This is a genomic window from Chryseobacterium sp. MDT2-18 (assembly GCF_030815285.1).
Taxonomy (GTDB): domain Bacteria; phylum Bacteroidota; class Bacteroidia; order Flavobacteriales; family Weeksellaceae; genus Kaistella; species Kaistella salivictor.
In genome coordinates, this window is record NZ_JAUSWQ010000003.1 from 152,152 (window position 1) to 175,067 (window position 22,916).

Here is a 22,916-nt window from a genome sequence, read left to right on the forward strand (position 1 = left end):
GTTAAAGTATTATAAATTAATGGTTTAGCCCTAAATAAAATTATCCACAAAACAAGGTATTTTGTGGATAAGTCAGATCTTTTTTTCGGTAACTGCCTGTTTATTCGAACTGCATAGAGATTGGGAACTTGAAATAACTTCTCACATTCTCGCCATTTAACTTTGCAGGCACCCATTTTCCTTTCACGGATTTAATGGTTTTTATTGCTTCGCGGTTGAAATCCGCGTTGGGTCCGGTCGCTTTCACTTCGCTGATAGAACCGTCTTTTTCAACAATGAAAACGATGGTTGTTTTTAAAACTTCACCAGTTCCGTCGATCGCAGAACCGTCAAACTGGTTCACCACTTTATTTCTGAAGACATTGATTCCACCCATAAAATTGGCTTCCACATCAACCGTTGTTTTTGGTGAATTATCGACCGGTTTTGGAATACCGGTTTCCGGATTTTTCACCGGAACATCCTGAACTGCAGGCGGTGTATAAGTAGTGACAGGCGGATCACCAATAATGTCCTGAGTGCCCGGCACGGCATTGATATAGTCTGATTGCTTAGGCATTACTTTCTCCACCGGCGGATTTTTTGCCGGAGTCGGAACTTTCGAATCTAACGTATTCACCGGAGTTTGAACCGGAGGAGTTGTGTGTACAGGTTCAGGAGGTTTTTCTGCTCTTTCCACCTCTCTCATGATATAAGGTGGCGGGATTTCATCAGTGATTATTTTCCCTGTTGATTTAAAAGCATTGACCACTAAAGGGGAGATCGCCATCATCGCAAAAACGCCTATTCCGATCAACATCGATTTTGTTAAAATATGATCTGCTTCATTTCTTAAAACATAAGCGCCATAGTTCTTGTTTCGGTGTTCGAAAAGAATTTCATCCAGTTGAAACTCTTTGTTTTGGAGTAAATTTCTCATCACAATATTATTTTAATGGGTTAAAGGTAAAAATCAACTGATGATTATTAGTTTAATATATTATCGTATTCAATGATTAGTTTTTATCAAAATACAAGCCAATTTTTTAACAATAAATAAAAGAAACCATTCAAAACATAACAGATGTATAATTTTAACCCACCAACAGCAAAACCACCCTTTGCAGAGTGGTTTTTACTTTATATTTTTCAGAAATTTCTTTAATGCCCTTAAAATAATTCTTTCCGGATAATATTCTGACTTCTTTCAGGACCGACTGAAACAAGATAAACATTGATTCCCAAATAGTTTTCAATGAATTTAATATACTTTTTGGCATTTTCCGGCAGCTCATCGTAACTGCGGACTTTGGTAATATCTTCGTCCCAACCCTCCAGTTCTTCGTACATCGGTTCATAATTGTACAGCTTCGTGGTGGAAGAAGTAAAATAATCGATGATTTTTCCGTCTTCGGTTTTGTACTTCGTTGCAATTTTTATTGGTGAAATCCCGGAAAGAACATCCAGTTTGGTAATCACCAGATTATTGATCCCATTAATCATGGTGGCGTGTTTCAGTGAAACCAGATCGAGCCAGCCCGTTCTTCTCGGTCTTCCTGTGGTCGCCCCAAATTCGAAACCAATCTGTCTGATTTTTTTACCCAATTCATTATCAAGTTCCGTTGGGAAAGGTCCTTCGCCAACTCTTGTGGTATACGCCTTTGCTACTCCGATTAAATTCTGAAGACTTGTTGGCGGCACTCCTGCGCCTGAACAGACTCCTCCCGTTGTTGGCGATGAAGAGGTGACGTACGGATACGTTCCGAAATCAATATCCAACATTGCAGCCTGTGCACCTTCGAACAGAATATTCTTTCCGTCGTGGATCGCCTGATTTAATTCAACTTCGGTATCAACGATTCGGTGTTTCAGCTTTTCTCCCAATTCTAAAAACTCATTATAGATTTCTTCAAATTCTAAAGTTGGTTTTTCAAAATATTTCTCGAAAAGCGAGTTTTTAATTTTTAAATTTTTTCTGATCTTCTCCGCCAGAACTTCAGGATTCAAAAGATCAATCATCCGGATGCCCACTCTTGCAATTTTATCCTCATAACAGGGGCCGATTCCTTTCTTGGTCGTACCGATGTACGTTCCGCCTGTTTCCTCTTCACGGTACGTATCGAGCAAAATATGATATGGCATGATCACATGCGCTCTTCTGCTGATAAAAACGTGATCGGTACGCATGCCTTTTTCTTCGATCTGAGCGATTTCACTCAAAAATGCTTTCGGGTTGACCACGACTCCGTTGGCAATAATACATTTTCCTTTGCACTGCAAAACTCCCGATGGAAGCAGGTGCAGAACAAATTTTTCTTCGCCCGCATATACGGTGTGTCCGGCATTGTCTCCTCCCTGAAAACGCACTACATAGTCCGATTTTGCTGATAAAACGTCTGTGATTTTTCCTTTGCCTTCGTCGCCATACTGAAGACCAACTACAACGTAAGTTGCCATATTTTACTTTTTATTTAGATTTCTACAAAAATAGTTTTTATAATAATCTTGAACAAAATTTAGACATGAAATATTCACCGCCTTTATAGATGCTCTGGATTTACACCATTCTCTTTCAAATTATTTCCTTAAATTTGCACTTTAGAAAAAACATATGAATATAGTTAAAATTCACGATAAAGAATTCGTCCCCTACTTAAAAAACGACGAAATTCAGTCCATCATTAAAGAACTTGCCCTAAAAGTATATGAAGATTACAAAGATGAAGTCCCGGTTTTTATAGGGGTTCTCAACGGAGTAATTATGTTTTTTTCTGATTTCCTGAAACATTATCCGGGAGAGTGCGAGATCGCTTTTATTCAGATGAGCTCTTATTCCGGCGGATTACAGTCGACAGGAATTGTCTATAAGAAAATGGACCTGACTAAGGAAGTAGAAGGCCGCCACATCATCCTGATGGAAGACATCATCGATACAGGAAACACCATTGAAAGCCTGTTTGAATACTTTAAAAACACCCAGCGTCCGAAATCTTTAAGAGTAGCCTCTTTATTATTAAAGCCGGATGTTTACAAAAAAGAATTCAAAATCGATTATGTCGCCAAAGAAATCCCGAATAAGTTTGTCTTAGGTTACGGACTTGATTATGATGAATTAGGAAGAAATCTTCCGGATTTATACCAATTGTCTGAAGGAAGAATAAATCACTAAAAAAATAAATCTGATAAGTAATATGATAAATATCGTTCTATTCGGTCCTCCAGGAAGCGGAAAAGGTACGCAGGCGCAGAATTTGATTGAGAAATTCAATTTAAAACAAATTTCTACCGGCGACTTATTCCGCTACAATATGAAAAACAACACCGAATTGGGTGAATTGGCAAAATCATATATCGACAGAGGCGAATTGGTTCCGGACCAAGTGACCATCGATATGCTGACCGATGAATTGAAAAAACCATGTGACGCACAGGGATTTATTTTCGACGGTTTCCCAAGAACAGCCACCCAAACAGAAGCTTTGGAAAAAATTGTTAAAGAAATTCTAAACAGCGATATCAATATCTGTCTTTCTTTAATTGTAGAGGATAAAGTTTTGGTTGAACGGCTTCTGAAAAGAGGGGAAACCAGTGGAAGAACAGATGATTCCAATCAGGAAATCATCAGCAACAGAATTAAAGAATATTACGCAAAAACTGCAGAAGTTGCCGAATTGTACAAACAACAGGGAAAATATGTAGAAGTAAACGGAGTTGGAGCCATCGATGAAATCTCTGAAAAGCTTTTTGCGGAAGTAGAAAAAATAAAATAAAAAACCGTTATTGCGAGTGCAGTAAAGCAATCTGTTGAATTGGATTGCTTTGTCGTTTTCTCTTGTAATGACTAAGAAACCAATTATGTCAAATTTCGTAGATTACGTAAAAATCCATTGTACAAGTGGTCATGGCGGTGCAGGATCTGCACACCTTAACCGTGAAAAATATGTTCCCAAAGGGGGTCCCGATGGTGGCGACGGTGGCCGTGGAGGTCACGTAATTTTAAGAGGAGATTCACATGAATGGACTTTGCTTCCTTTGCGTTACACGCGCCATATCAAGGCAGAACGCGGTAAAAACGGGAGCAAAAACCAGTTAACCGGCGCTTACGGTGAAGATGTTTACATCGATGTTCCGCTGGGAACCATTGCAAAAAATGAAGAGGGAGAAATCGTTGCTGAAATTTTAGAACACGGCCAGGAAATCATCATTAAACATGGTGGAAAAGGCGGTAAAGGCAATGAGCATTTTAAATCTTCGACCAATCAAACGCCAAGATATGCGCAACCAGGACTTCCCGGTGAAGAAGGGTATATTACTTTTGAATTAAAACTACTTGCCGATGTAGGTCTGGTAGGTTTTCCCAATGCCGGAAAATCGACTTTACTGGCCGCCGTTTCTGCAGCTAAACCGAAAATTGCGAACTACGCTTTTACGACCTTAACGCCCAATTTAGGTATTGTAGATTACCGGAATTACAAATCATTCGTGATGGCAGATATTCCCGGCATCATCGAAGGCGCAGCAGAAGGAAAAGGGCTGGGGCACCGGTTCTTGAGACATATTGAAAGAAACTCCATTCTTCTGTTCTTAATTCCTGCCGATTCCGAAAGTCATTTTCAGGAGTTTAAAATTTTAGAAAACGAATTAAAGGAATACAATCCGGAACTTTTGGATAAAGATTATATTATTTCGATCTCTAAGGCAGATTTATTAGATGATGAACTGAAAGCGGAAATCTCGAAAGAATTCCCGGAAAACAAACAGCCTATCTTCTTTTCAGCCGTTACCCAGGAAGGTTTAATGGAGTTAAAAGATGCCATTTGGAAACAGTTACACGGATAATTAATAATTTTTTTTCACACAGTAGGTTTGGATTTTCCAGACCTATTTTTTTTGGAACAATAGTTGAAACCCTCTATTTAAAATAAACGTATGAAATACCTTTTCTCTTTATTAGTATTAACCCTCCTGCTCAACTGTTCCACCAACAGAGGTCCGGCGGAGTATGCAACCATTCAGTATGAGGCCGGTGCCTGTTTTGGTTTCTGCCCCATTTTTAAAATGACGATTAATAAAGACCGCACCACAGTTTTCGAAGCAGAACGTTTTAATTTTTCACGGGATACGCAGTCTCAGGAAAGTGAAGGAACTTTTAAAGGGAAGATCGATCAGCAGAAATACGATGAATTAACCGCTTTATTAAATGCTTTGCAACTTAAAAATTTAAAAGAGGATTACGGAAATAAAAATGTGACCGATTTACCAACCTCGTATTTAACCATCAGTTATCAGGACGGAAGCTTCAAAAAAATTCAGGATTACGGAAAACACGGAACGCCGGAACTGGTAAAACTATATCAATTTTTTGAAGAATTAAAGACGAATCAAACCTGGACAAAAATTAAATAAACCACCCTAAGGAAAAATTTGTTTAAATCTTATCATTTGAAATTCTGCAAAACTGTTGAAATAAAATTGAGAATTCGTGCTTAAAAAAAAGGGCAGTCACCTCCCCGGTGAACTAATTAAAGGCAACAGTTCCACCTCTGAATAAAACTTTGTGCCTTTTGCGGTAAAAAAACTTAAACCGTTATTAAAAATGATCTGTTAAAAATAAAAAAACTATCTTTGCATCACTAAATTCCTTCTTTGGAAGGATTTTTTATGGACGTAGTCATTCTAGATGAATCCGCTTTCCTGCGGAACTGAAAACCCAAAAAGTTTTTTTACTTCATTTTTCTTCGTTACATATACTATAGAATGACACGAGTTTCATTTTAATTAAAAAATATTTCATTTGAATTTTACCGACTTAAACTTAATTGATCCTATCGCAAAAGCGCTTAAGGAAGAGGGTTACACCCAACCAACACCTATTCAGCAAAAATCGATTCCCCACATTTTACAAGGCAGAGATTTACTGGGAACCGCACAGACCGGAACCGGAAAAACAGCAGCATTTGCCATTCCGATCCTCCAGAATTTAGCCACCAAAAACGTTAAAAGCAATCACGTCAAAGTTTTGATCCTAACCCCAACCCGGGAATTAGCCATTCAGATTGATGAGAGTTTTAAATCGTACGGAAGACATTTGAGACTGAGAAATCTCGTGGTTTTCGGTGGTGTAAAACAGGCCGCACAGGAAAATGCCCTGAAAAGAGGCGTTGATATTTTAGTAGCCACACCAGGAAGGTTACTGGATTTTATTTCACAGGGAATTATTTCACTGAAGCATCTGGAAGTCTTCGTTTTAGACGAGGCAGACAGAATGCTCGATATGGGATTTGTGCACGATGTGAAGAGAATCATCAAATTACTTCCCCCAAAAAGACAAACCCTTTTCTTCTCGGCCACGTTCCCGGAAGAAATTAATAAACTGGCGAGTTCCATGCTTACCAATCCTGTAAAAGTGGAAGTAGCACCCGTTTCTGCAACCGCAGATACCATTCAGCAGAAAGTATATTTTGTAGATAAAGACAACAAACTCGATTTGTTAACCCACATTTTACAAAATGACATCCGCGAATCTGTTTTGGTATTTTCAAGAACAAAACACGGCGCTGATAAAATCGCAAGAAAGTTGCAAAGTCATAAAATTTCCGCAGAAGCCATTCACGGAAACAAGTCCCAAAATGCAAGACAGAATGCACTTTCCAACTTCAAGTCCGGAAAAACAAGAATCCTGGTGGCAACAGATATTGCAGCCAGAGGAATCGATATCGATGAACTGAAATATGTCGTTAACTTCGAATTGTCCGACGTTTCTGAAACCTATGTTCACCGTATCGGAAGAACCGGAAGAGCCGGTGCAGAAGGAAGTTCGATTTCTTTTGTTGATGGGTTGGATCTTGTCAATTTAAAGAATACAGAGAAACTGATCGGTAAGAAAATTCCGGTTGAGAAGGAGCATCCTTTCCATACTGAGAATTTGGTTGCTGAGAAAAGAGATTCGAACAATAAGCCTTTCCGCCCAAGACCACCCCAAGGAAATTCTGCGAGCGGTCACAGTAAAAAGCCGAATAATAAAAGTAATTTCACGAGAAATAGATAGTTTTTTTCATCCCGTTTTAATAATGGGACTGAACAAAACGAAAAGACCGCAATTGATACTTGCGGTCTTTTTTATTTGGGCTTCTTTTCAGGATTTTGTGGGGTATTAAAAACCGAATAAACAACAACTTTTTGTTCTTCAATTTCAAAAATAATCAGATATGGGAACTTTCGAATGTAGGCTTCACGATAACTTTTATACTTAACTTCGAAGTGTTTGGGGCTTTCACAAATTCTTTCAAAATATTGATCCAGTTCTTTCAAAAATTTCTCGCCTAATCCAAACTGTTTACTTTCGTAATACAAATAAGCATCAATAATCTCTAAATCTGCTTCTTCTACAATTTCCAGTTCGTAAATCATTTTACGGCTGCTCTTGCTTTGGTTTTTACTTCTTCCCAGGTATAGGATTTTGATTCCCCTTTTAAATGTCTTTCTTTCCTGTTGTCCAATTCTTCATAAAAAGAGTCGGGATTCATTGGCGCTGTTTCTTGCTCAGTTAAGATGATTGCATTGATAATCCTTAAAATTCTTTCATCGGCATGATCAATAAATTCATGAATTTTTTTTCTAATATCCAATGTAGTTTCCATTTCTCTGGTGTATTTATACTTTCAAATGTACTAAAATTTATCTTATCCGATGGAACTGGTTGACTGTATTTTGCGCAATTTACCTATAAAACATTCTTAACGCATTTTCCGTCGTAATCCTATTAATTTCAGAAAAATCTTTGCCGTAAATATTCACCAGTCTTCCGACAACGAGATCCAGATACGAAATTTCATTCCTTTTGCCACGGTGCGGAACCGGCGCCAGATAAGGCGAATCGGTTTCCAGGACTATTTTATCTAAAGGAATCTGATCTAAAAACTGATCGATCTTTCCGTTTTTAAAGGTGGCTACTCCACCGATTCCCAAAATAAACTGAAAATCAACTGCCCGTTTTGCCTGATCCAGATCGCCAGAAAACTACATAGTCACAAAATTTCCGCAGAAGCCATTCACGGAAACAAGTCCCAAAATGCAAGACAGAATGCACTTTCCAACTTCAAGTCCGGAAAAACCAGGATCCTGGTGGTAAAAAGCCGAATAATAAAAGTAATTTTTCGAGAGGAAAATAGCTTTTCGCTAAAAAAAACATATGCCACGAACCCGCGAATTAATTATTTGTGAATTCGTGGCATTTTTTATAGATTTCGTTTGTTAAAAACGGGATTTGCATACATTTCCAAAAACGCTTGCTTCATACAATGATTATTTTTAACAATGCTTAAATTCATTCTTTTGATAAAGAATTGCTTTTCCTTTTCAGTATAATATTTCGAATATAGGGTGCTGTTTTTCAGTACATCTGCAGCAATATAATTACTTGGCCAAAGGTGGTAACCCTCTATAATTTTTTGGGTTAAAACCTCTGCCAACTGCTGTATTTGCTTATTAGAATTGGAAACCGCGTTTTCAATATCCATATAAATCTCATCTTCTATCTTGCCAAAATGCAGGTGAATTCTTTTCTTTTGGCCAGAGACGCCCGTCATAATATTGAGAAAATCTTCGTTTTTGTGCTTTTTCTGATTCAGTTGATCTGCGCACATTTTTTCAACTTTCAATTTGTCTGTCGGGTCTAACTCATACGAAATAGAAACAGGTACTACTTTTAATTTTTTAAAATAGGAACAAGGTTTACTTTGCGCATCAAACATCGAAATCATTTTCAAAACACCAACCTGGGTGAAATCATTACCGTCTTTAGCACGACCTTCCCGCTGCGCAATCCAAACCGAGCGATGTTCACTGGTTAATAATCGGAAAATATATTCAGATAAAAGTTTGCTATTTTCTAAAAGTTCCCTTGGCGCTGCACTCCGTTTTACAAAAAAATTACGGTTTAGTTTTGCCAAAATAAGGTACAAATCTCTTTGCACCAAATTATCTCCAATGACCGATGCTGTAAGGTTTAAACCTTTCTCTAACAAAGCAAAATTTAACAAACAGGTGTCTAAAAGAATATCCCGGTGATTGGAAATAAAAAGATACGATTCATTTTTATTCAAATTTTCTGCTCCGGAAATCGTAAATCCGTCAGAACTTGCTTTCAAAACATTCTTGATGCTTGGGTAAATAATGGCTTTCTGAAAATCTTCGATCGAATGAATATCGCCAACAATCTGCTGTATTTCTTCATCTGAAATATTGGGAAGACTATAATGCAGAAGAAGTTTCATCATAGGATGGCGCATTATAAAGCGTATTGCAGGATTCACTTCTTCGGGATGATAAAATCTTATGCTGTCGAATTTCTCTTTCATGATCTTTCTTTACCTATTAAAAATCCGGTTTGCGTTATCTGTAGTAATTCGGTCGATCTCCGAAAAATCTTTGTTATAAATATTGACCAGTTTTCCCACGACCAGATCCAGATAAGAACTTTCATTCCTTTTGCCACGGTGCGGAACCGGCGCCAGATAAGGCGAATCGGTTTCCAGGACTATTTTATCTAAAGGAATCTGATCTAAAAACTGATCGATTTTTCCGTTTTTAAAGGTGACTACTCCACCGATTCCTAAAATGAAATTCAAATCCATGGCTCTTTTTGCCTGATCCAGATCTCCGGAAAAACAGTGGAAAATACCGCGTAATTTGGGATGTTTTTTGCGGTCTAAAACTTCAAATGTCTCGTCGAAACTTTCTCTGGTGTGAATCACAATCGGCAGATCTCTTTCAACCGCCCAGTCGATCTGCTGTTCGAATGCTTTCACCTGAATTTCCAAAGTCGTTTTATCCCAATACAGATCAATACCAATCTCTCCGATCGCGGCAAACGGCCTTTTATTTAAATATTCTTCAACCAGTTTCAGTTCCTGTAGCCAGGATTCCTGCTTTACATAACATGGATGCAATCCCATCATTGAAATGATCTGATCTGGATATTCACTTTCCAAGGCGAGCATCTTTTCATGCGTTTCAGAATTGATGGCGGGCAGATAGAATTTGGAAACTCCTTTTGCAAGAGCTCTGTCGATCATTTCTTTTCGGTCGTTATCGAATTCTTCGGAATATAAATGGGTGTGGGTATCGATCATTGGGGTCTGAGTTACATGTTTCGGGTTAAAAACAGAAAAATATTAATTTTTTAAATGAAAATTTGAACCATTAAGAAAGAGGAAGGAATTAAGATCATTAAGTTTAAAAATGTTTCGGATTTAATTAGAGCCTTTTTAAATTTCATTCAAACTGATTCTTTACTAGTTTAGGCAATTTTTTTTAACCACAAAAGTCACAAAAGAAGAATACCGAAATCTGAAAATCTTTGTGAACTTTTATTCATCCTCTATTTCCTTTAAACTTTTGTGACTTTTGTGGTTTTGTCTCTTTGGTTTTTTATTTTACATCTATTACGGTTTTCAAAATATTTTATGTTTCACTTTCGCCTGCTGTATTGAAATCCTTGCTTTCAGCTTTTCTAAAAACTCCTGGTATTTCGGATTTTTTTCATCAGAGGTTTTATGGTCTAAGGATTTGGCGATTTTTAAATTCTCCTCGATGAAATCCATGGTCTCATCAGAAAAATAAGCATTCCCGAATTTCTCCCAGATATACCTGACCGCCTGATTATTGGGATGAATTAAATCTTCTTTGTAAAAACGGTAATCGCGCAAATCGTCCATTAAAATTTCATAAACCGGCAGGTAATGGCAGTTTTCAAATTGTGGCAACATCTCGTGAATGGCGGTAATCAATTTCGATTTGCTCAGATTATTTTCCACCATTCCGTCTTTGGTGTGACGGACGGGCGAAACCGTAAATAAAATCTGAACGTTTGGTTTCGCAATATCTTTAAGATTAACGATGGTTTCATACATCGCATCCGTCAGTTCAAGATTCGTCAGCAGTCTTTTTTCAAAATACTTTGCCGGAATTTTATGACAGTTCGCCACGGGTTTTTTCTTCGGCAAAAATTCATAAATAAAGGAAGTTCCGTACGTAATTAAAATCCAGTTCGTATTTTGTAAAAACCGGTTGCCGGTCTCGATTTGCGAATTTATTTTTTCTAAAGTCTGGTGAAGAAACCGGGAATTAAAGGAGCTGTGATGGTCCAGTGAAATCACTTCTTCATTGAAACTGATCAGATCAGACTCTTCATACCATCGGGCATCGTGTAATTTTTTGACCGCATGATTAATGGAGAACGGGTTAAAAATGGTCCCGAAAGGATTATTAAAAGTTTGTAACTGTCCGCTCTGAAGCAGATCACTCATTTCAGTGGCAAAGCAGGAACCGATGGAAAAGATCTGGTCTTCAACTTCAATTTTAATCTCGGAATTTGGAATTTCTACTTCTGTTCTAAATTTCATTGGTTAATGGGATGATGTGGTGATTTGATGATTTGATGATGGGGTGATGTGATATTAAGGTGATGGGATGATATGATTTTCAAAGATTTTTTTACCGCAAAAGTCACAAAAGTTTTATTTTAACAGCAAGTCAAAAGTCTGCAAAATGCATACGGTATATAAAGGTTAACTTTTAATCTAAAAGATATGCACTCCACTCACCTGTTTATTTAAAACAAAATAACCGCAAAATTTGAGGTGATATTTTACTTCTTTTTTTCCTGTCTATAATAACCATTTTAATATACCGTCCAAAAAGAAATCTTAATTTCCCTTCATCCCTTAATGTTAAAAATAAACGGTCTGTTTTATTTAATAATCATTTAAGCAATTCCTTTTCACGTTCCAGTAAGGTTTTTAAAAATAATTTCCGAAGAAACCTTAATTCCCCTTCATCCCTTAATGGTTAAAAAAAGACAAAAATTAAAGTTCTGAAACCCCCTCTGCGTTAAAATATTCACCTGAACAGATTCCCAGCAAAAGCCAGCTGCTTTCATTTCTTTGATTTAAATAATGCGCTAAGATTCTCTTCTCAATAAATAGTTCGCCAGCTCAATAAACGGTTTTTTCTTTTCGTCGGAAACACTTATTTTATTCAGATACTGCTGTGCCAGCTCATTGTGTTCCTGGATCAGATGCAGGGTCTTCTCATCCACTTTGGTACGGCGGAAAATCTTTTCTACACTATAGACTTTATCCACATTATCGGTTTTTTTGGAATACCAGAATTCGAGTTCTTTTCGTTCTTCCTCGGTGGCATGTTCTTTCGCTAAAAGATACAGTACCGTTTTTTTATTTTCATAGATATCGCCGGCGTGTTTCTTACCAAACTGTTCCTGGTTTCCGAAAACATCCAGATAATCATCCATAATCTGGAAAGCGATTCCCACGTGTTTCCCGAAATTGAATATCGCTTTGGCATCTTTAAAATCTGCCCCGGCGATTAAGGCACCGATCTCAAACGATGACGCACTCAACACCCCCGTTTTATAGGTAATCATTCTGATATAATCATTGAAAGTCACTTCTTCCTGAGTTTCAAAATTGATATCATACTGCTGGCCTTCGCACAACAGTAAGCCGGTATGAATGAAAACGCGCACACACGCTTTGTATAAGTTGGGTTCTAAATTTTCAAAAAACTTAAGGGCTTTGAACATCAGGGCATCTCCGGAAAGAATTCCCGTATTGATTCCGTGCAGGGTATGAATGGTGGCCTTTCCCCGTCGCAGAGGAGCTTCATCCATAATATCATCATGAATCAGCGTGAAATTGTGAAAGAATTCGATGGCCAAAGCGGGTTTAAGGGCTTTCTTTAAATCACCGTCAAACATTTCACACGCCATCAAAACCATCATGGGGCGAAGTCTTTTTCCGCCGTGCGAGATAATATAATTCATGGGAGCATAAAGTTCCTCAGGTTTATCCTTGAAGACATATTTCGTGATTGCACTGGCAACCATCCCCTGATACTCATCTAAAAACTGCATAAATTTCTTGTTTGCGCAAAAATACAATTTAAAAAAGTTTTGACCTTCAAAATCAACCACAAAAATTGACCATCCTGAATGAAAGGTAACATTAGGGCTGACTGCGTAAAAACCGAAGAACTTCTGAGAGCCCAGTTTAAATGCAATAAAACAGTTAAGCCACGAAGCCACCAAACGAATTCAAAAAGAGAACACCATAGAGCAAACAAGGCAACATTTTAGGACAGGTTCTTATTTAATCTTTTGATAGACTTAAAAAAATACCGCTTTTGTACCTTTTATGGTTTTCAAAACAAATGTAAACAGGCTCTAAAATTCGCTCTGTTTTATTAAAAAAACTGCGGTCTGAAAATTTCTCAGAGCGGCTTTCAGTTACAGATGACCTCATTCGCCTCCTTTTCCCACACTGGTCCGAGCGTCTCGCTCGTACCCATAATAATTATAAATTTACATCAATTTCTAAAATTTTTTGTTAATCATCACAATAGTTTCTTGCACTGCGGTATTGGATTGCAAATCCGCGCCAGAGTGCATTTGATTTTTCAACAAAACCTGAATTTAAAACGACTTAGGAGATTTTTGCGTTAAGAAAAATGAAAATTTCTTCCCCTCCAAATCCATCAACTATCAATGCCTAAAAATCCCCTTTGTCCGAAGCACGGCAATAATCTCGTTTCTCAACGATACTCTCTTCCCGTGCAAGTTTGGGGATTTTCTTGGAAGAAATCTTCATTTTTTAGCAAAAAGATCCAGTCTTGACCTTTTTGTTACTTTTTGTGTCAAGACAAAAAGTAAAAGAATAAATCCCACACTGGTCCGAGCGTCTCGCTCGTACCCATAATAATTATAAATTCACATCAATTTCTAAAATCTTTTGATAATCATCACATAGTTTCTTGCACTGCGGTATCGGATTGCAAATCCGCGCCAGAGTGCATTTGATTTTTCAACAAAACCTGAATTTAAAATGACATAGGAGATTTTTGCGTTAAGAAAAACCTCGAAGAGGTTAGCCGATTCCATTAAAAAATAAAAAAAGTGGAGGCAAATGAAGATTTCTTCCCATCCAGTTTTCAAACGAGCATACCACCTAAAAATCCCCACTGTTCGAGGGCGGCAAAAACTTTTAATCGATAACAAATCTTGTTTCCGCCCGAGTCTCGTCTTAGGGACGAGATAAATTTTGGGGATTTTCTAAGAAGAAATCTTCATATTGTAGCAAACCGACTAAGGAGGTTCGCCGATTCCATTAAAAACAATAGAAATCGGTGAGGCAAAAAGATCCAGTTTTGACTTTTTTGTTACTTTTTGTGTCAAGACAAAAATTAAAAGAATAAAGAAAAACAAACTCATTTGCCCCAACCCTTACTTCGGCTTCGCTCAGCATAAAAAAGGGAGTGCATTTGATTTTTCAACAAAACCTGAATTTAAAACGACTTAGGAGATTTTTGCATTAAGAAAAACCTCGAAGAGGTTCGCTGATTCCATTAAAAAATAAAAAAAGAGGAGGCAAATGAAGATTTCTTCCCATCCAAATCTTTAAACGAGCATACCGCCTAAAAATCCCCACTGTTCGAGGGCGGCAAAAACTTTTAATCGATAACAAATCTTGTTTCCGCCCGAGTCTCGTCTTAGGGACGAGATAAATTTTGGGGATTTTCTAAGAAGAAATCTTCATTTTTTAGCAAACCGACGAAGGAGGTTCGCCGATTCCATTAAAAACAATAGAAATCGGTGAGGCAAAAAGATCCAGTCTTGACTTTTTTGTTACTTTTTGTGTCAAGACAAAAAGTAAAGAATAAAGAAAATCAAACTCATTTGCCCCAACCCTTACTTCGGCTTCGCTCAGCATAAAAAAGGGAGTGCATTTGATTTTTCAACTAAACCTGAATCGAAAAAAAAGTTTAAAAAGAGAACGCCAATAGAGCAAACAAGGCAACATTTTACGACAGGTTCTTATTTAATCTTTTGAAAGACTTAAAAAAATACCGCTTTTGCACCTTTTGTGGTTTTCAAAACAAATGTAAACAGGCTCTAAAATCCACTCTGTTTTATTAAAAAAACTGCGGTCTGAAAATTTATCAGAGCGGCTTTCAGCTATAGATGACCTTATTCGTCTCCCTTTTCCGCAACGCGGCCCCGTCATTTACAGCTTGCCGAAGAAGTGATGCTCGGTCTGATAATAATGTTCCACATCTGACAAAGCATCCGCATTCTTCAGCAGGATTTCGAAATGATGCAGAAACTCCTCCAGCGAACTGTAAAGCACCTTACTGAGAGGCGATGTAAAATAGATTTCGCCCAAAACCAGTCCATCCTCTTTTGCGGCGGCATACCAATCCAGAATGGCGCCTCCGCCATTTTCAAGATAGTTGGAAACCTCATTCATGATATGATCAAGGTGAGCCTGCACCTCTTCAGAATCGGGGGAAAGAATCAGTTCATCATCATTTTCATCATCGGTGATCCTTTGCTTCCTGACTTTGTTGGCGTATCTTTTCAGCGGGTCGACCAGCAGTACCTCCAGTTCCTGCGCCACCCCTTTAACCATGGAATAGGCTTCATAAGTCTGTTTCATGGCATTCGCTTTCTCCCGGTCATGATAACCATCCGTAACCTGCTGCACAAGACGGTCAACGAGCAGTTGATTATAACGCAGGCCATAATAACCGTCATAAAAAGCCAAAATTTTCTGCACTTTTTGTCCGACTTCCAATACATTATCGAGTTTTTTCTTTTGTGGGACCGCAGCATTAAAGAAAATAGTAACGTCGATATCATAAAGGTCGATCAATTTTTCAAGCACATCAAAAGAAGGTTTGGTATGGCCGGCCTCCATCTGCGTCAGGGCACTGCGGCTGATTCCCAGCGACGCTGCAAACTCGTTCTGCGTCATGTCATGCTCTAAGCGGATGTGTTTGATCTTCTCGTTTGTTTCCATTTAAAAACTTTATTTTAATTTTTGTATCGATTTAAAAACAATTTACTATATTTGTACAGCTGTAAAGATACAGACTATTTTTTTTCACACAAAATATTTAACCTTAAAATAACAGACATGACCTAAAAAAAAGACGAACCGACCACCATTCCAGGTTCAACAATCAGCAAACTGCTCCGCTCCCCAATGGCAAAGGCGCGGCTAAACATTAATTTTTAAAACAAAAGAATATGATTAATTTTAAAGCCGTTGAACGGCGAAATCCGCTACTGCCGGATGATCCTAAAAAGTTCTACCCCCAGGTAAAAAGTACAGGGGTAGTCGACATCAGAATGATTTCTGAAGAACTCTCAGATGCCTCCACGCTAAACAGTGTAGACATCCGGGCCGTATTGTTCGGTCTTGAAAAATCCCTCCTCAAATACCTGCGGGAAGGATATATTGTTAAATTTGGAGACCTGGGAACTTTCCGTCCTTCATTGCGGGGCACCGGCGCTGAGACTGCCGATGAATTAACCGCTTCGAGTGTAAAGAAGATCCGGATTATTTTCTCCCCTTCTCCGATTCTTAAACATACCGTGGCGACTGCCGTGGTCAAAAAAATTCAGGCCTCCTAAAAACCCTGAACCGCTTTTGAAGCTCCCGGACTGCCATCCGGGAGTTTTTTGTGGCTATAAAGTTAAGCATTATTATCAAATTTCGTACTTACGGAATTTTTTTTTGCCCTGATGAATTTATTTTTTGGCCTAAAGGACTATTTTTTTCGTCCTGATGAAATTATTTTCCGGTCAAAATTCATCAAAATTAATTTCCCCAATCCCTGAAGAGTGTATTTTTGAAGAATTTTCCACCATTTTAGGATCGGAGAAAAAGAAAATTTCTCTTTTTGAGCAAATTTAAACAGCTCTTAATTCACCTTAATCCCTTAATGGTAAAAATAAAGAATGGCGACCATTACTGATTATTTACTTAAAAGAAGCCAGGTAAAAAGTAAAAAAAAGCAAAGGAATCAGTTTACTTAAAGGAATATTTTTTATCCTGATGAATCTATTATTTTTGTCTTAGAGTCTGTGATAAAATTCATCAAAATCAATTTCCCCAATCCCTAAAGGGTATAATTTTGATAAATTTAAGAAATGTTCCACCATTTTAGGGTCGGAGCAAAAGAAAATTTCTTTTTTTAAGCAAATTTAATATACCGTAAAAAAATCCTTGGAATTCTAAACATTCCGCCTGAACCTAACAGCTCCCAGAGGCCGAACCCGCAACCCGCACCTAGAACCTCGTACCCCGTAACTCTCTACCCCATAAAAAAAATCACTGCAAAACAGTATTTTCACCCGCCTTCCCACTTTACTGTATTATTTTTTCTCCAATGAACTATTCTCATAAAAAAAAGCTTTAAAAGCCGAAAATCATTAAATAACAATCCTTTTGAACGCAAAATATTCAAGAAAACAAACCAACACCCAGCGAAATTCGCACCTCACTACCCTGTGAAAGTACTTTATTTTTACTATTTTTGCGAACTTTAAGTATAACATGACAAAGATCAAAAATATTTTTCTGGCGGCCACGCTTATCGCTATGGCTTTTTCCTGTAAACCCAAAGAAAATATGGTTTATATGGAAAAACAAACGACAGAACTGGATCAGGAAGTGAAGCAGGCGGTGTTTGAAGGAAGCCATCTACAACCCGGAGATCTTTTGGATATCAAAGTGACCGCTTTTGACGACAATGCGGTTAGGCCGTTCAACATTAATACGATGAATCAGGCAGGTAACAGTAGTGAATTCTTACCCAACCAAACAGCGCAGACAGGGCCAGTTGGATATTTAGTGAGTAACGAAGGCTATATCGTCTTTCCTGTTTTGGGAAAAATAATGGTCCAGAATATGACCATGTCTCAGCTTAGGGAAAATCTTGAAACAAGACTTTTGGAATACCTAACCGATCCTTTGGTGTCCATCCGACAGTTGAACTTCAATATTACCGTTCTGGGCGAAGTAAAGAAACCCGGACAATATACCAGTCCCTCCGATAAAGTAACCCTTCTTCAGGCTTTGGGAATGGCGGGCGACATGACCGACAACGGCGACCGGACCCAGGTAAAACTCGTACGGCATGAAAATGGCATCGACCAAACCCATGTCATCGATTTCACCGATAAAAACATCACTTCTTCCCCTTATTATTATATGCAGCAGAATGATGTCTTATATGTGCAGCCAGATGAAAATAAGAAAATCATCGCAGGCACCAATCCAAACCGCGCGCTCACTTTTTCGATTATTGGAAGCGCAATTGCATTACTCTCAATCATTATCCGATTTAAATAAGTTATGAACGAATTCAATGAACAGGAGGATACCAATTCCTTTGATTTGCAGACAGAACTGAGTAAATATTTAAAAAAATGGCCTTGGTTCCTACTTTCAGTAATAGTTGCTTTTTTTCTTGCCTGGCTTTATCTTCGGTACACACCGAAACAATATTCTACTAACGCCTCCATCTTGGTCTCTACGTCAGATAAGAAAAACACGTCTGTCAGCATGGAGGATTTCGCCAACCTTTCTCTTGGGGGAGGTTTTGGTGGGAACAATCTACAGGATGAGATCGCGATCATGAAATCGAAACCACTTCTCTTCGATTTGGTTAAAAAACTGAATTTAGATGTTGTAATAGCCTCTGAAGGAAGAGTGGTTAGCAAAGCTATTTATGATGACACCCCTATTTTTGGCAATATTGATATTTTAAATTCAAAAAAATTTCAGTCACAATCCTTCTCTTTTTCTCCTGTTAATGCACAGCAATTTAAGCTAAAACAGGAAGATCATTTTGAAAAAACGTATAAGTATGGACAACAGATTCGACTGGATCATGCTGTGCTTACAATTTACCGTCAACCATTGGTAGCTTTTGAAAACCCATTAAAGATTATACTTATTCGGCCTGATGAAGTCGTAAATGATCTGGAACAAAATATAACCGCAAAAGAGGATTCAAAAAATAAATCCAGCATCATCACGCTCACTCGAGTAGGTAAAATTCCCCAAAAATCAGAAAACATTCTCAATGAACTGATCAGGCTCTATAATAAAGACGCTACTGACAATAAAAACTTAGAATCGCAGAATACCGCATCTTTTATTGACAGTCGATTAGATTTGATCACCAAAGAGTTGGGAAATATCGAAAATCAGAAAGCGACCTTTAAAAGAAACAACCAGATTACCGATTTGGTGACTCAGGCCCAATTGTCTGTACAGAATGCCAATGAAGCCACTAAAAAAATAATGGACGTGGGTACCCAGTTGGAAATGGTGAATTCGGTCTTAAGTTATGCTAACTCCGCGAATAACGAACAGTTGCTTCCCAGTAATTTAGGGATGCCTTCGGGCCTGGACAATGTGATCAACGAATACAATCAATTGGTGTTAACGCGCAATAAAACCTTACGGCAGGCGACGAATTCTAACCCCGCAGTGATTCAGTTCAACCGCGACATTTCCTCCATGCGCTCGGTCATTAAAGAAAACCTTCAAAAATCACGCATGTCCTTGCAGTCGAATATGGCGGCACTGCAACAAAAAGTGAACGAAAACAAATCCGCAGTGGCACAATTCCCCGAGCAGGAAAAGATTTTCAGAAACATCGACAGGCAACAGAATATTAAAGAAGCGCTCTATTTATTCCTGCTTCAAAAAAGAGAAGAAACCTCCATCTCATTAGCTGTAACCACGCCAAAAGCAAGGGTCGTAAATCCGGCCTACACTAATATAATGCCGGTCTCACCCAAAACGCAAATTTCATATTTAGCGGCATTCATTTTAGGTTTACTCGTACCAGCTGCGTTATTTTACCTCTACTCCTTTTTTGATACTAAAATTTCGAATAAAAGCGATATATCCCGTGTTTTGCCTAATGTCCCTTTATTGGCAGAAATTCCCACAGCAGATAAAGAGGCAGGTGATCTTGTGGTAAAAAATGATCTTTCAATTTATGCGGAAGCGTTCCGGATCCTGACCACGAATTTGAAATTCATGCTCACCAGGATCAAGGATAGGGCCCCCGTCATCCTGGTCACCTCCTCGGTAAAAGGAGAAGGGAAAACGACGGTTTCGATGAATTCCGCCTTAATTTTAAGTTCCAACAAAAAGGTGGTGCTCATTGGAGCCGACCTTCGGAATCCGCAGTTAAAGAGGTATATTCCGGCAGCGGTCCTGGGATTGTCCGATTATCTTTCAGATGGTAACATTTCCGTAAAGGACATTATCAATACCTCGGGACTCACCTCCAATTTAGATATCATTGATTCGGGTTCTATTCCGCCCAATCCTACGGACCTGTTGGAGGATGGCCGTTTAAAACTGCTGATCGATGAATTGGTGACCCGCTACGATTATGTGTTAATCGATTCCGCACCCATGATGATGGTGAGTGATTCTTTCCATATTTTATCGCTTGCAGATGTGTTGGTCTATGTGACCCGGGCGAAATACACCGAAAAACAGCTCCTCAATTATGTAAAAGTAGTGGAAGCAGATGAGAATGTTAAAAAAATAGGGATCGTTTTGAATGATGTTGATAAAGATGAACTTCGCTATGGCTATGGTGGAAAATATGGCTACGGCTATTATACAGACGGTAAGAAAACTTTCTGGAAGCGTTTACAGGACAGGTTTTAAATTACAGTTCATGTCTTGCCTCACAAATAAAGCAGTCCTGAAAAAAGAGACAGCCTCATTATAAAAAAACAGTTCATGTCCGATTTTTCAAATTTAACAGATAAAAAAGTACTCGTCACTGGCGGTGCCGGTTTTATTGGGTCCAACCTTTGTGAGGCTTTGCTTGAACATGGCTCGGTAGTGACCTGTCTGGATAATTTTGCCACGGGCAAACGCGAAAATATCGAACCATTTCTGTCAGACAGAAAATTTACTTTAATCGAAGGCGATATCAGGGACTTAGACACCTGTCATCAAGCCTGCGCCAGTCAGGATTTCGTCCTTCACCAGGCTGCCTTAGGGTCTGTGCCCCGTTCCATCAATGATCCCATCACCAGCAATGAAGTGAATGTAGGCGGTTTTCTGAAAATGTTGGTGGCGGCAAAAGATGCCGGTGTTCAGAGATTTGTCTATGCGGCAAGTTCTTCTACCTATGGAGATTCCACATCTTTACCGAAAGTGGAAGATGTCATCGGCAAACCTTTGTCTCCTTATGCCATCACCAAATATGTGGATGAGCTCTATGCCGACGTCTTTAAAAGAACCTACGATTTCGATACGATCGGCCTCCGTTATTTTAATGTCTTCGGCCGCCGGCAGGATCCCAACGGTGCATATGCCGCGGTGATCCCAAAATTCGTGATGCAGTTCATGGCGCACGAATCCCCAACCATTAACGGGGACGGTGAGTACTCAAGAGACTTTACCTATATTGACAATGTGGTTTTAATGAACCTTCTGGCGCTGACTTCTGAAAATCCCGAAGCGCAAAATCAGGTCTATAATACCGCTTTTGGCGAAAGAACGACTTTGAATGATCTGGTCAAATATCTTAAAGAGTATTTAGCGGAATTTGATCCCAAAATCGCGGATATTGAAGTGAAGTATGGCGACTACCGGAAAGGTGATGTCCCCCACTCTTTAGCCAGCATCGATAAAGCTAAAAACTTATTGAATTACAATCCTCAGTTTTCCATGAAAGACGGTCTGAAAGAAGCCGTGACCTGGTATTGGAATAATTTAAAACAACAGGATGAAGTATAAAGTGACCATTGTAGGCTTAGGATATGTCGGTTTGCCATTGGCAAGACTTTTCGCGACGAAATATCCGGTGGTTGGATTTGATATTAATCAAAACCGTGTCCAACAGATTAATGATGGGAAAGACAATACACTGGAGATTTCTGATCAACTTTTAAAATCGGTGCTGATAGCGGATAATCCTTCAAAAGAGGAAAAAGGCCTGTACTGTTCTTTTGACTTAAAAGATATTACAGATTCCAACATCTACATCATCACGGTACCAACACCAGTGGATAAAAACAACCGCCCAGATTTGACCCCTTTAATTAAAGCGAGTGAAACGGTAGGAAAAGTGATCAACAAAGGCGATATCGTGATTTATGAATCCACGGTGTACCCCGGCGCTACCGAAGAAGACTGTATTCCTGTAGTAGAAAAAGTTTCCGGTTTAAAATTCAATGTCGATTTCTTTGCCGGTTATTCACCGGAAAGAATTAATCCGGGGGATAAAGAACATACCGTAGAAAAAATCCTGAAAGTAACTTCGGGTTCTACGCCGGAAATTGGAGTGATCGTAAATGATATTTACAAATCAGTGATTACTGCGGGAACCCATTTAGCACCGACCATTAAAGTCGCTGAAGCGGCGAAAGTCATTGAAAACTCACAGCGCGATATCAATATTGCCTTTGTCAATGAATTGGCGAAAATTTTCAATTTAATGGAGATCAATACGCATGATGTCCTGGAAGCTGCGGGTACCAAATGGAATTTCCTTCCTTTTAAACCTGGATTGGTGGGTGGACACTGTATCGGTGTAGATCCTTACTATCTGGCCCAGAAAGCCCAGGAATATGGTTACCATCCGGAAATCATTTTAGCTGGAAGAAGGCTGAATGATTCCATGGGACAATACGTGGCCACGCGGGTGGTGAAGACCATGATTAAGAAAGAGATTTCTGTCAAAAATTCGAAAATCTTAATGCTCGGAATTACCTTCAAAGAAAACTGTCCGGACGTTCGGAATACGAAGATTGTGGATGTAATATTGGCTTTAGAAGATTATGGCGCAAGAGTCACAACGTATGATCCCTGGGCGAATGCGGCAGAGGTGAACCATGAGTATGGCATTGAAAGCACTTCTGAAATACCGGTGGAAAAGTTTGACGCCATTATTTTAGGGGTGGCGCATCAGGAATTTTTAGACCTTGATTTAGAGAAATTTAAAAAAGAACAGGCAATAGTTTACGATGTAAAAGGAATTTTAGAACATTATGATTCAAAATTATAACTTGAGTTTATATTTTGATT

Annotated in this window: 19 protein-coding genes and 2 pseudogenes; 11 read left to right on the forward strand and 10 right to left on the reverse strand. The window is 38.7% G+C overall.

What is annotated here, in order from left to right:
* Nucleotides 1-100: 100 nt before the first annotated feature.
* Both QF004_RS04590 and QF004_RS04595 read right to left on the reverse strand, forming a co-directional pair.
* Complete coding sequence (locus QF004_RS04590) at nt 101-919, reverse strand: energy transducer TonB (protein WP_307423270.1); 819 nt, start codon at nt 917-919, stop codon at nt 101-103.
* A 230-nt stretch (nt 920-1,149) separates the two neighbouring features.
* Nucleotides 1,150-2,436, reverse strand: coding sequence for an adenylosuccinate synthase (locus QF004_RS04595; protein ID WP_307423273.1), 1,287 nt, complete (start codon nt 2,434-2,436; stop codon nt 1,150-1,152).
* A gap of 154 nt (nt 2,437-2,590) precedes the next feature.
* Between QF004_RS04595 and hpt the strand changes: the two genes are divergently transcribed.
* The 5 genes from hpt (at nt 2,591) to QF004_RS04620 (ending at nt 7,027) form a co-directional block, all read left to right on the forward strand.
* Nucleotides 2,591-3,148 (forward strand): hypoxanthine phosphoribosyltransferase, encoded by a 558-nt coding sequence (gene hpt / locus QF004_RS04600; protein WP_133440963.1) that lies wholly within the window; start codon nt 2,591-2,593, stop codon nt 3,146-3,148.
* Nucleotides 3,149-3,170: 22 nt separating this feature from the next.
* Entirely contained in the window at nt 3,171-3,749 is a 579-nt protein-coding gene (locus QF004_RS04605) for an adenylate kinase (protein ID WP_133440964.1), read from the forward strand.
* 85 nt (nt 3,750-3,834) lie between these two features.
* Nucleotides 3,835-4,818, forward strand: a complete 984-nt coding sequence (gene obgE, locus QF004_RS04610) for a GTPase ObgE (RefSeq protein ID WP_133440965.1) — start codon at nt 3,835-3,837, stop codon at nt 4,816-4,818.
* A gap of 90 nt (nt 4,819-4,908) precedes the next feature.
* Complete coding sequence (locus QF004_RS04615) at nt 4,909-5,385, forward strand: DUF6438 domain-containing protein (RefSeq protein WP_307423284.1); 477 nt, start codon at nt 4,909-4,911, stop codon at nt 5,383-5,385.
* A 388-nt stretch (nt 5,386-5,773) separates the two neighbouring features.
* Nucleotides 5,774-7,027 (forward strand): DEAD/DEAH box helicase, encoded by a 1,254-nt coding sequence (locus tag QF004_RS04620; protein WP_133440967.1) that lies wholly within the window; start codon nt 5,774-5,776, stop codon nt 7,025-7,027.
* A gap of 71 nt (nt 7,028-7,098) precedes the next feature.
* On the opposite strand, the gene QF004_RS04625 is transcribed toward QF004_RS04620, so the two are convergent.
* The 3 genes and pseudogenes from QF004_RS04625 to QF004_RS04635 all read right to left on the reverse strand — a co-directional run.
* On the reverse strand, nt 7,099-7,389 hold the full coding sequence (locus QF004_RS04625; RefSeq protein WP_307423289.1) for a type II toxin-antitoxin system RelE/ParE family toxin: 291 nt from the start codon (nt 7,387-7,389) through the stop codon (nt 7,099-7,101).
* A complete protein-coding gene (locus QF004_RS04630; protein ID WP_133440969.1) occupies nt 7,386-7,619 on the reverse strand; it encodes an addiction module family protein in 234 nt (77 codons plus the stop codon). Before QF004_RS04630 ends, QF004_RS04625 begins: the two co-directional genes overlap by 4 nt.
* Before the next feature lie 79 nt (nt 7,620-7,698).
* A pseudogene (locus tag QF004_RS04635) lies at nt 7,699-7,998 on the reverse strand (TatD family hydrolase); the annotation flags it as partial.
* Between QF004_RS04635 and QF004_RS13955 the strand changes: the two are divergent.
* A pseudogene (locus QF004_RS13955) lies at nt 7,984-8,106 on the forward strand (helicase-related protein); the annotation flags it as partial. The pseudogenes QF004_RS04635 and QF004_RS13955 overlap by 15 nt on opposite strands.
* Before the next feature lie 110 nt (nt 8,107-8,216).
* Here the strand turns inward: QF004_RS13955 and QF004_RS04645 are convergent.
* The 5 genes from QF004_RS04645 to QF004_RS04665 all read right to left on the reverse strand — a co-directional run bounded on the left by QF004_RS04645 (nt 8,217) and on the right by QF004_RS04665 (nt 15,854).
* A complete protein-coding gene (locus QF004_RS04645; protein ID WP_307423295.1) occupies nt 8,217-9,338 on the reverse strand; it encodes a 1-acyl-sn-glycerol-3-phosphate acyltransferase in 1,122 nt (373 codons plus the stop codon).
* A 9-nt stretch (nt 9,339-9,347) separates the two neighbouring features.
* The gene (locus QF004_RS04650) at nt 9,348-10,112 is read right to left on the reverse strand and encodes a TatD family hydrolase (RefSeq protein ID WP_307423299.1); all 765 of its coding nucleotides are present in this window, start codon (nt 10,110-10,112) and stop codon (nt 9,348-9,350) included.
* 321 nt (nt 10,113-10,433) lie between these two features.
* Nucleotides 10,434-11,384 carry a GSCFA domain-containing protein gene (locus QF004_RS04655; protein ID WP_133440972.1) on the reverse strand — a complete coding sequence of 317 codons (951 nt, stop codon included), beginning with the start codon at nt 11,382-11,384 and terminating at the stop codon, nt 10,434-10,436.
* A gap of 557 nt (nt 11,385-11,941) precedes the next feature.
* Complete coding sequence (locus QF004_RS04660) at nt 11,942-12,913, reverse strand: polyprenyl synthetase family protein (RefSeq protein WP_307423302.1); 972 nt, start codon at nt 12,911-12,913, stop codon at nt 11,942-11,944.
* A 2,146-nt stretch (nt 12,914-15,059) separates the two neighbouring features.
* Nucleotides 15,060-15,854, reverse strand: coding sequence for a helix-turn-helix domain-containing protein (locus QF004_RS04665; RefSeq protein WP_307423305.1), 795 nt, complete (start codon nt 15,852-15,854; stop codon nt 15,060-15,062).
* A 230-nt stretch (nt 15,855-16,084) separates the two neighbouring features.
* Here QF004_RS04665 and QF004_RS04670 point away from each other — a divergent pair, with 230 nt between their 5' ends.
* The 5 genes from QF004_RS04670 (at nt 16,085) to QF004_RS04690 (ending at nt 22,896) form a co-directional block, all read left to right on the forward strand.
* Entirely contained in the window at nt 16,085-16,471 is a 387-nt protein-coding gene (locus QF004_RS04670) for an HU family DNA-binding protein (protein WP_133440975.1), read from the forward strand.
* 925 nt (nt 16,472-17,396) lie between these two features.
* Nucleotides 17,397-18,194 (forward strand): polysaccharide biosynthesis/export family protein, encoded by a 798-nt coding sequence (locus QF004_RS04675; protein WP_307423310.1) that lies wholly within the window; start codon nt 17,397-17,399, stop codon nt 18,192-18,194.
* Nucleotides 18,195-18,197: 3 nt separating this feature from the next.
* Nucleotides 18,198-20,543, forward strand: coding sequence for a tyrosine-protein kinase (locus tag QF004_RS04680; RefSeq protein WP_307423313.1), 2,346 nt, complete (start codon nt 18,198-18,200; stop codon nt 20,541-20,543).
* Between the two features lie 75 nt (nt 20,544-20,618).
* Nucleotides 20,619-21,626, forward strand: a complete 1,008-nt coding sequence (locus QF004_RS04685; RefSeq protein WP_307423315.1) for an SDR family oxidoreductase — start codon at nt 20,619-20,621, stop codon at nt 21,624-21,626.
* Nucleotides 21,616-22,896, forward strand: coding sequence for a nucleotide sugar dehydrogenase (locus tag QF004_RS04690; protein WP_307423318.1), 1,281 nt, complete (start codon nt 21,616-21,618; stop codon nt 22,894-22,896). Before QF004_RS04685 ends, QF004_RS04690 begins: the two co-directional genes overlap by 11 nt.
* Nucleotides 22,897-22,916: the final 20 nt, after the last annotated feature.

Coding starts and splice junctions, on each gene's coding strand:
- QF004_RS04590 (WP_307423270.1), bottom strand. CDS start 919: ATGAGAAATTTACTCCAAAACAAAGAGTTTCAACTGGATGAAATTCTT.
- QF004_RS04595 (WP_307423273.1), bottom strand. CDS start 2,436: ATGGCAACTTACGTTGTAGTTGGTCTTCAGTATGGCGACGAAGGCAAA.
- hpt (WP_133440963.1), top strand. CDS start 2,591: ATGAATATAGTTAAAATTCACGATAAAGAATTCGTCCCCTACTTAAAA.
- QF004_RS04605 (WP_133440964.1), top strand. CDS start 3,171: ATGATAAATATCGTTCTATTCGGTCCTCCAGGAAGCGGAAAAGGTACG.
- obgE (WP_133440965.1), top strand. CDS start 3,835: ATGTCAAATTTCGTAGATTACGTAAAAATCCATTGTACAAGTGGTCAT.
- QF004_RS04615 (WP_307423284.1), top strand. CDS start 4,909: ATGAAATACCTTTTCTCTTTATTAGTATTAACCCTCCTGCTCAACTGT.
- QF004_RS04625 (WP_307423289.1), bottom strand. CDS start 7,389: ATGATTTACGAACTGGAAATTGTAGAAGAAGCAGATTTAGAGATTATT.
- QF004_RS04630 (WP_133440969.1), bottom strand. CDS start 7,619: ATGGAAACTACATTGGATATTAGAAAAAAAATTCATGAATTTATTGAT.
- QF004_RS04645 (WP_307423295.1), bottom strand. CDS start 9,338: ATGAAAGAGAAATTCGACAGCATAAGATTTTATCATCCCGAAGAAGTG.
- QF004_RS04650 (WP_307423299.1), bottom strand. CDS start 10,112: ATGATCGATACCCACACCCATTTATATTCCGAAGAATTCGATAACGAC.
- QF004_RS04655 (WP_133440972.1), bottom strand. CDS start 11,384: ATGAAATTTAGAACAGAAGTAGAAATTCCAAATTCCGAGATTAAAATT.
- QF004_RS04660 (WP_307423302.1), bottom strand. CDS start 12,913: ATGCAGTTTTTAGATGAGTATCAGGGGATGGTTGCCAGTGCAATCACG.
- QF004_RS04665 (WP_307423305.1), bottom strand. CDS start 15,854: ATGGAAACAAACGAGAAGATCAAACACATCCGCTTAGAGCATGACATG.
- QF004_RS04670 (WP_133440975.1), top strand. CDS start 16,085: ATGATTAATTTTAAAGCCGTTGAACGGCGAAATCCGCTACTGCCGGAT.
- QF004_RS04675 (WP_307423310.1), top strand. CDS start 17,397: ATGACAAAGATCAAAAATATTTTTCTGGCGGCCACGCTTATCGCTATG.
- QF004_RS04680 (WP_307423313.1), top strand. CDS start 18,198: ATGAACGAATTCAATGAACAGGAGGATACCAATTCCTTTGATTTGCAG.
- QF004_RS04685 (WP_307423315.1), top strand. CDS start 20,619: ATGTCCGATTTTTCAAATTTAACAGATAAAAAAGTACTCGTCACTGGC.
- QF004_RS04690 (WP_307423318.1), top strand. CDS start 21,616: ATGAAGTATAAAGTGACCATTGTAGGCTTAGGATATGTCGGTTTGCCA.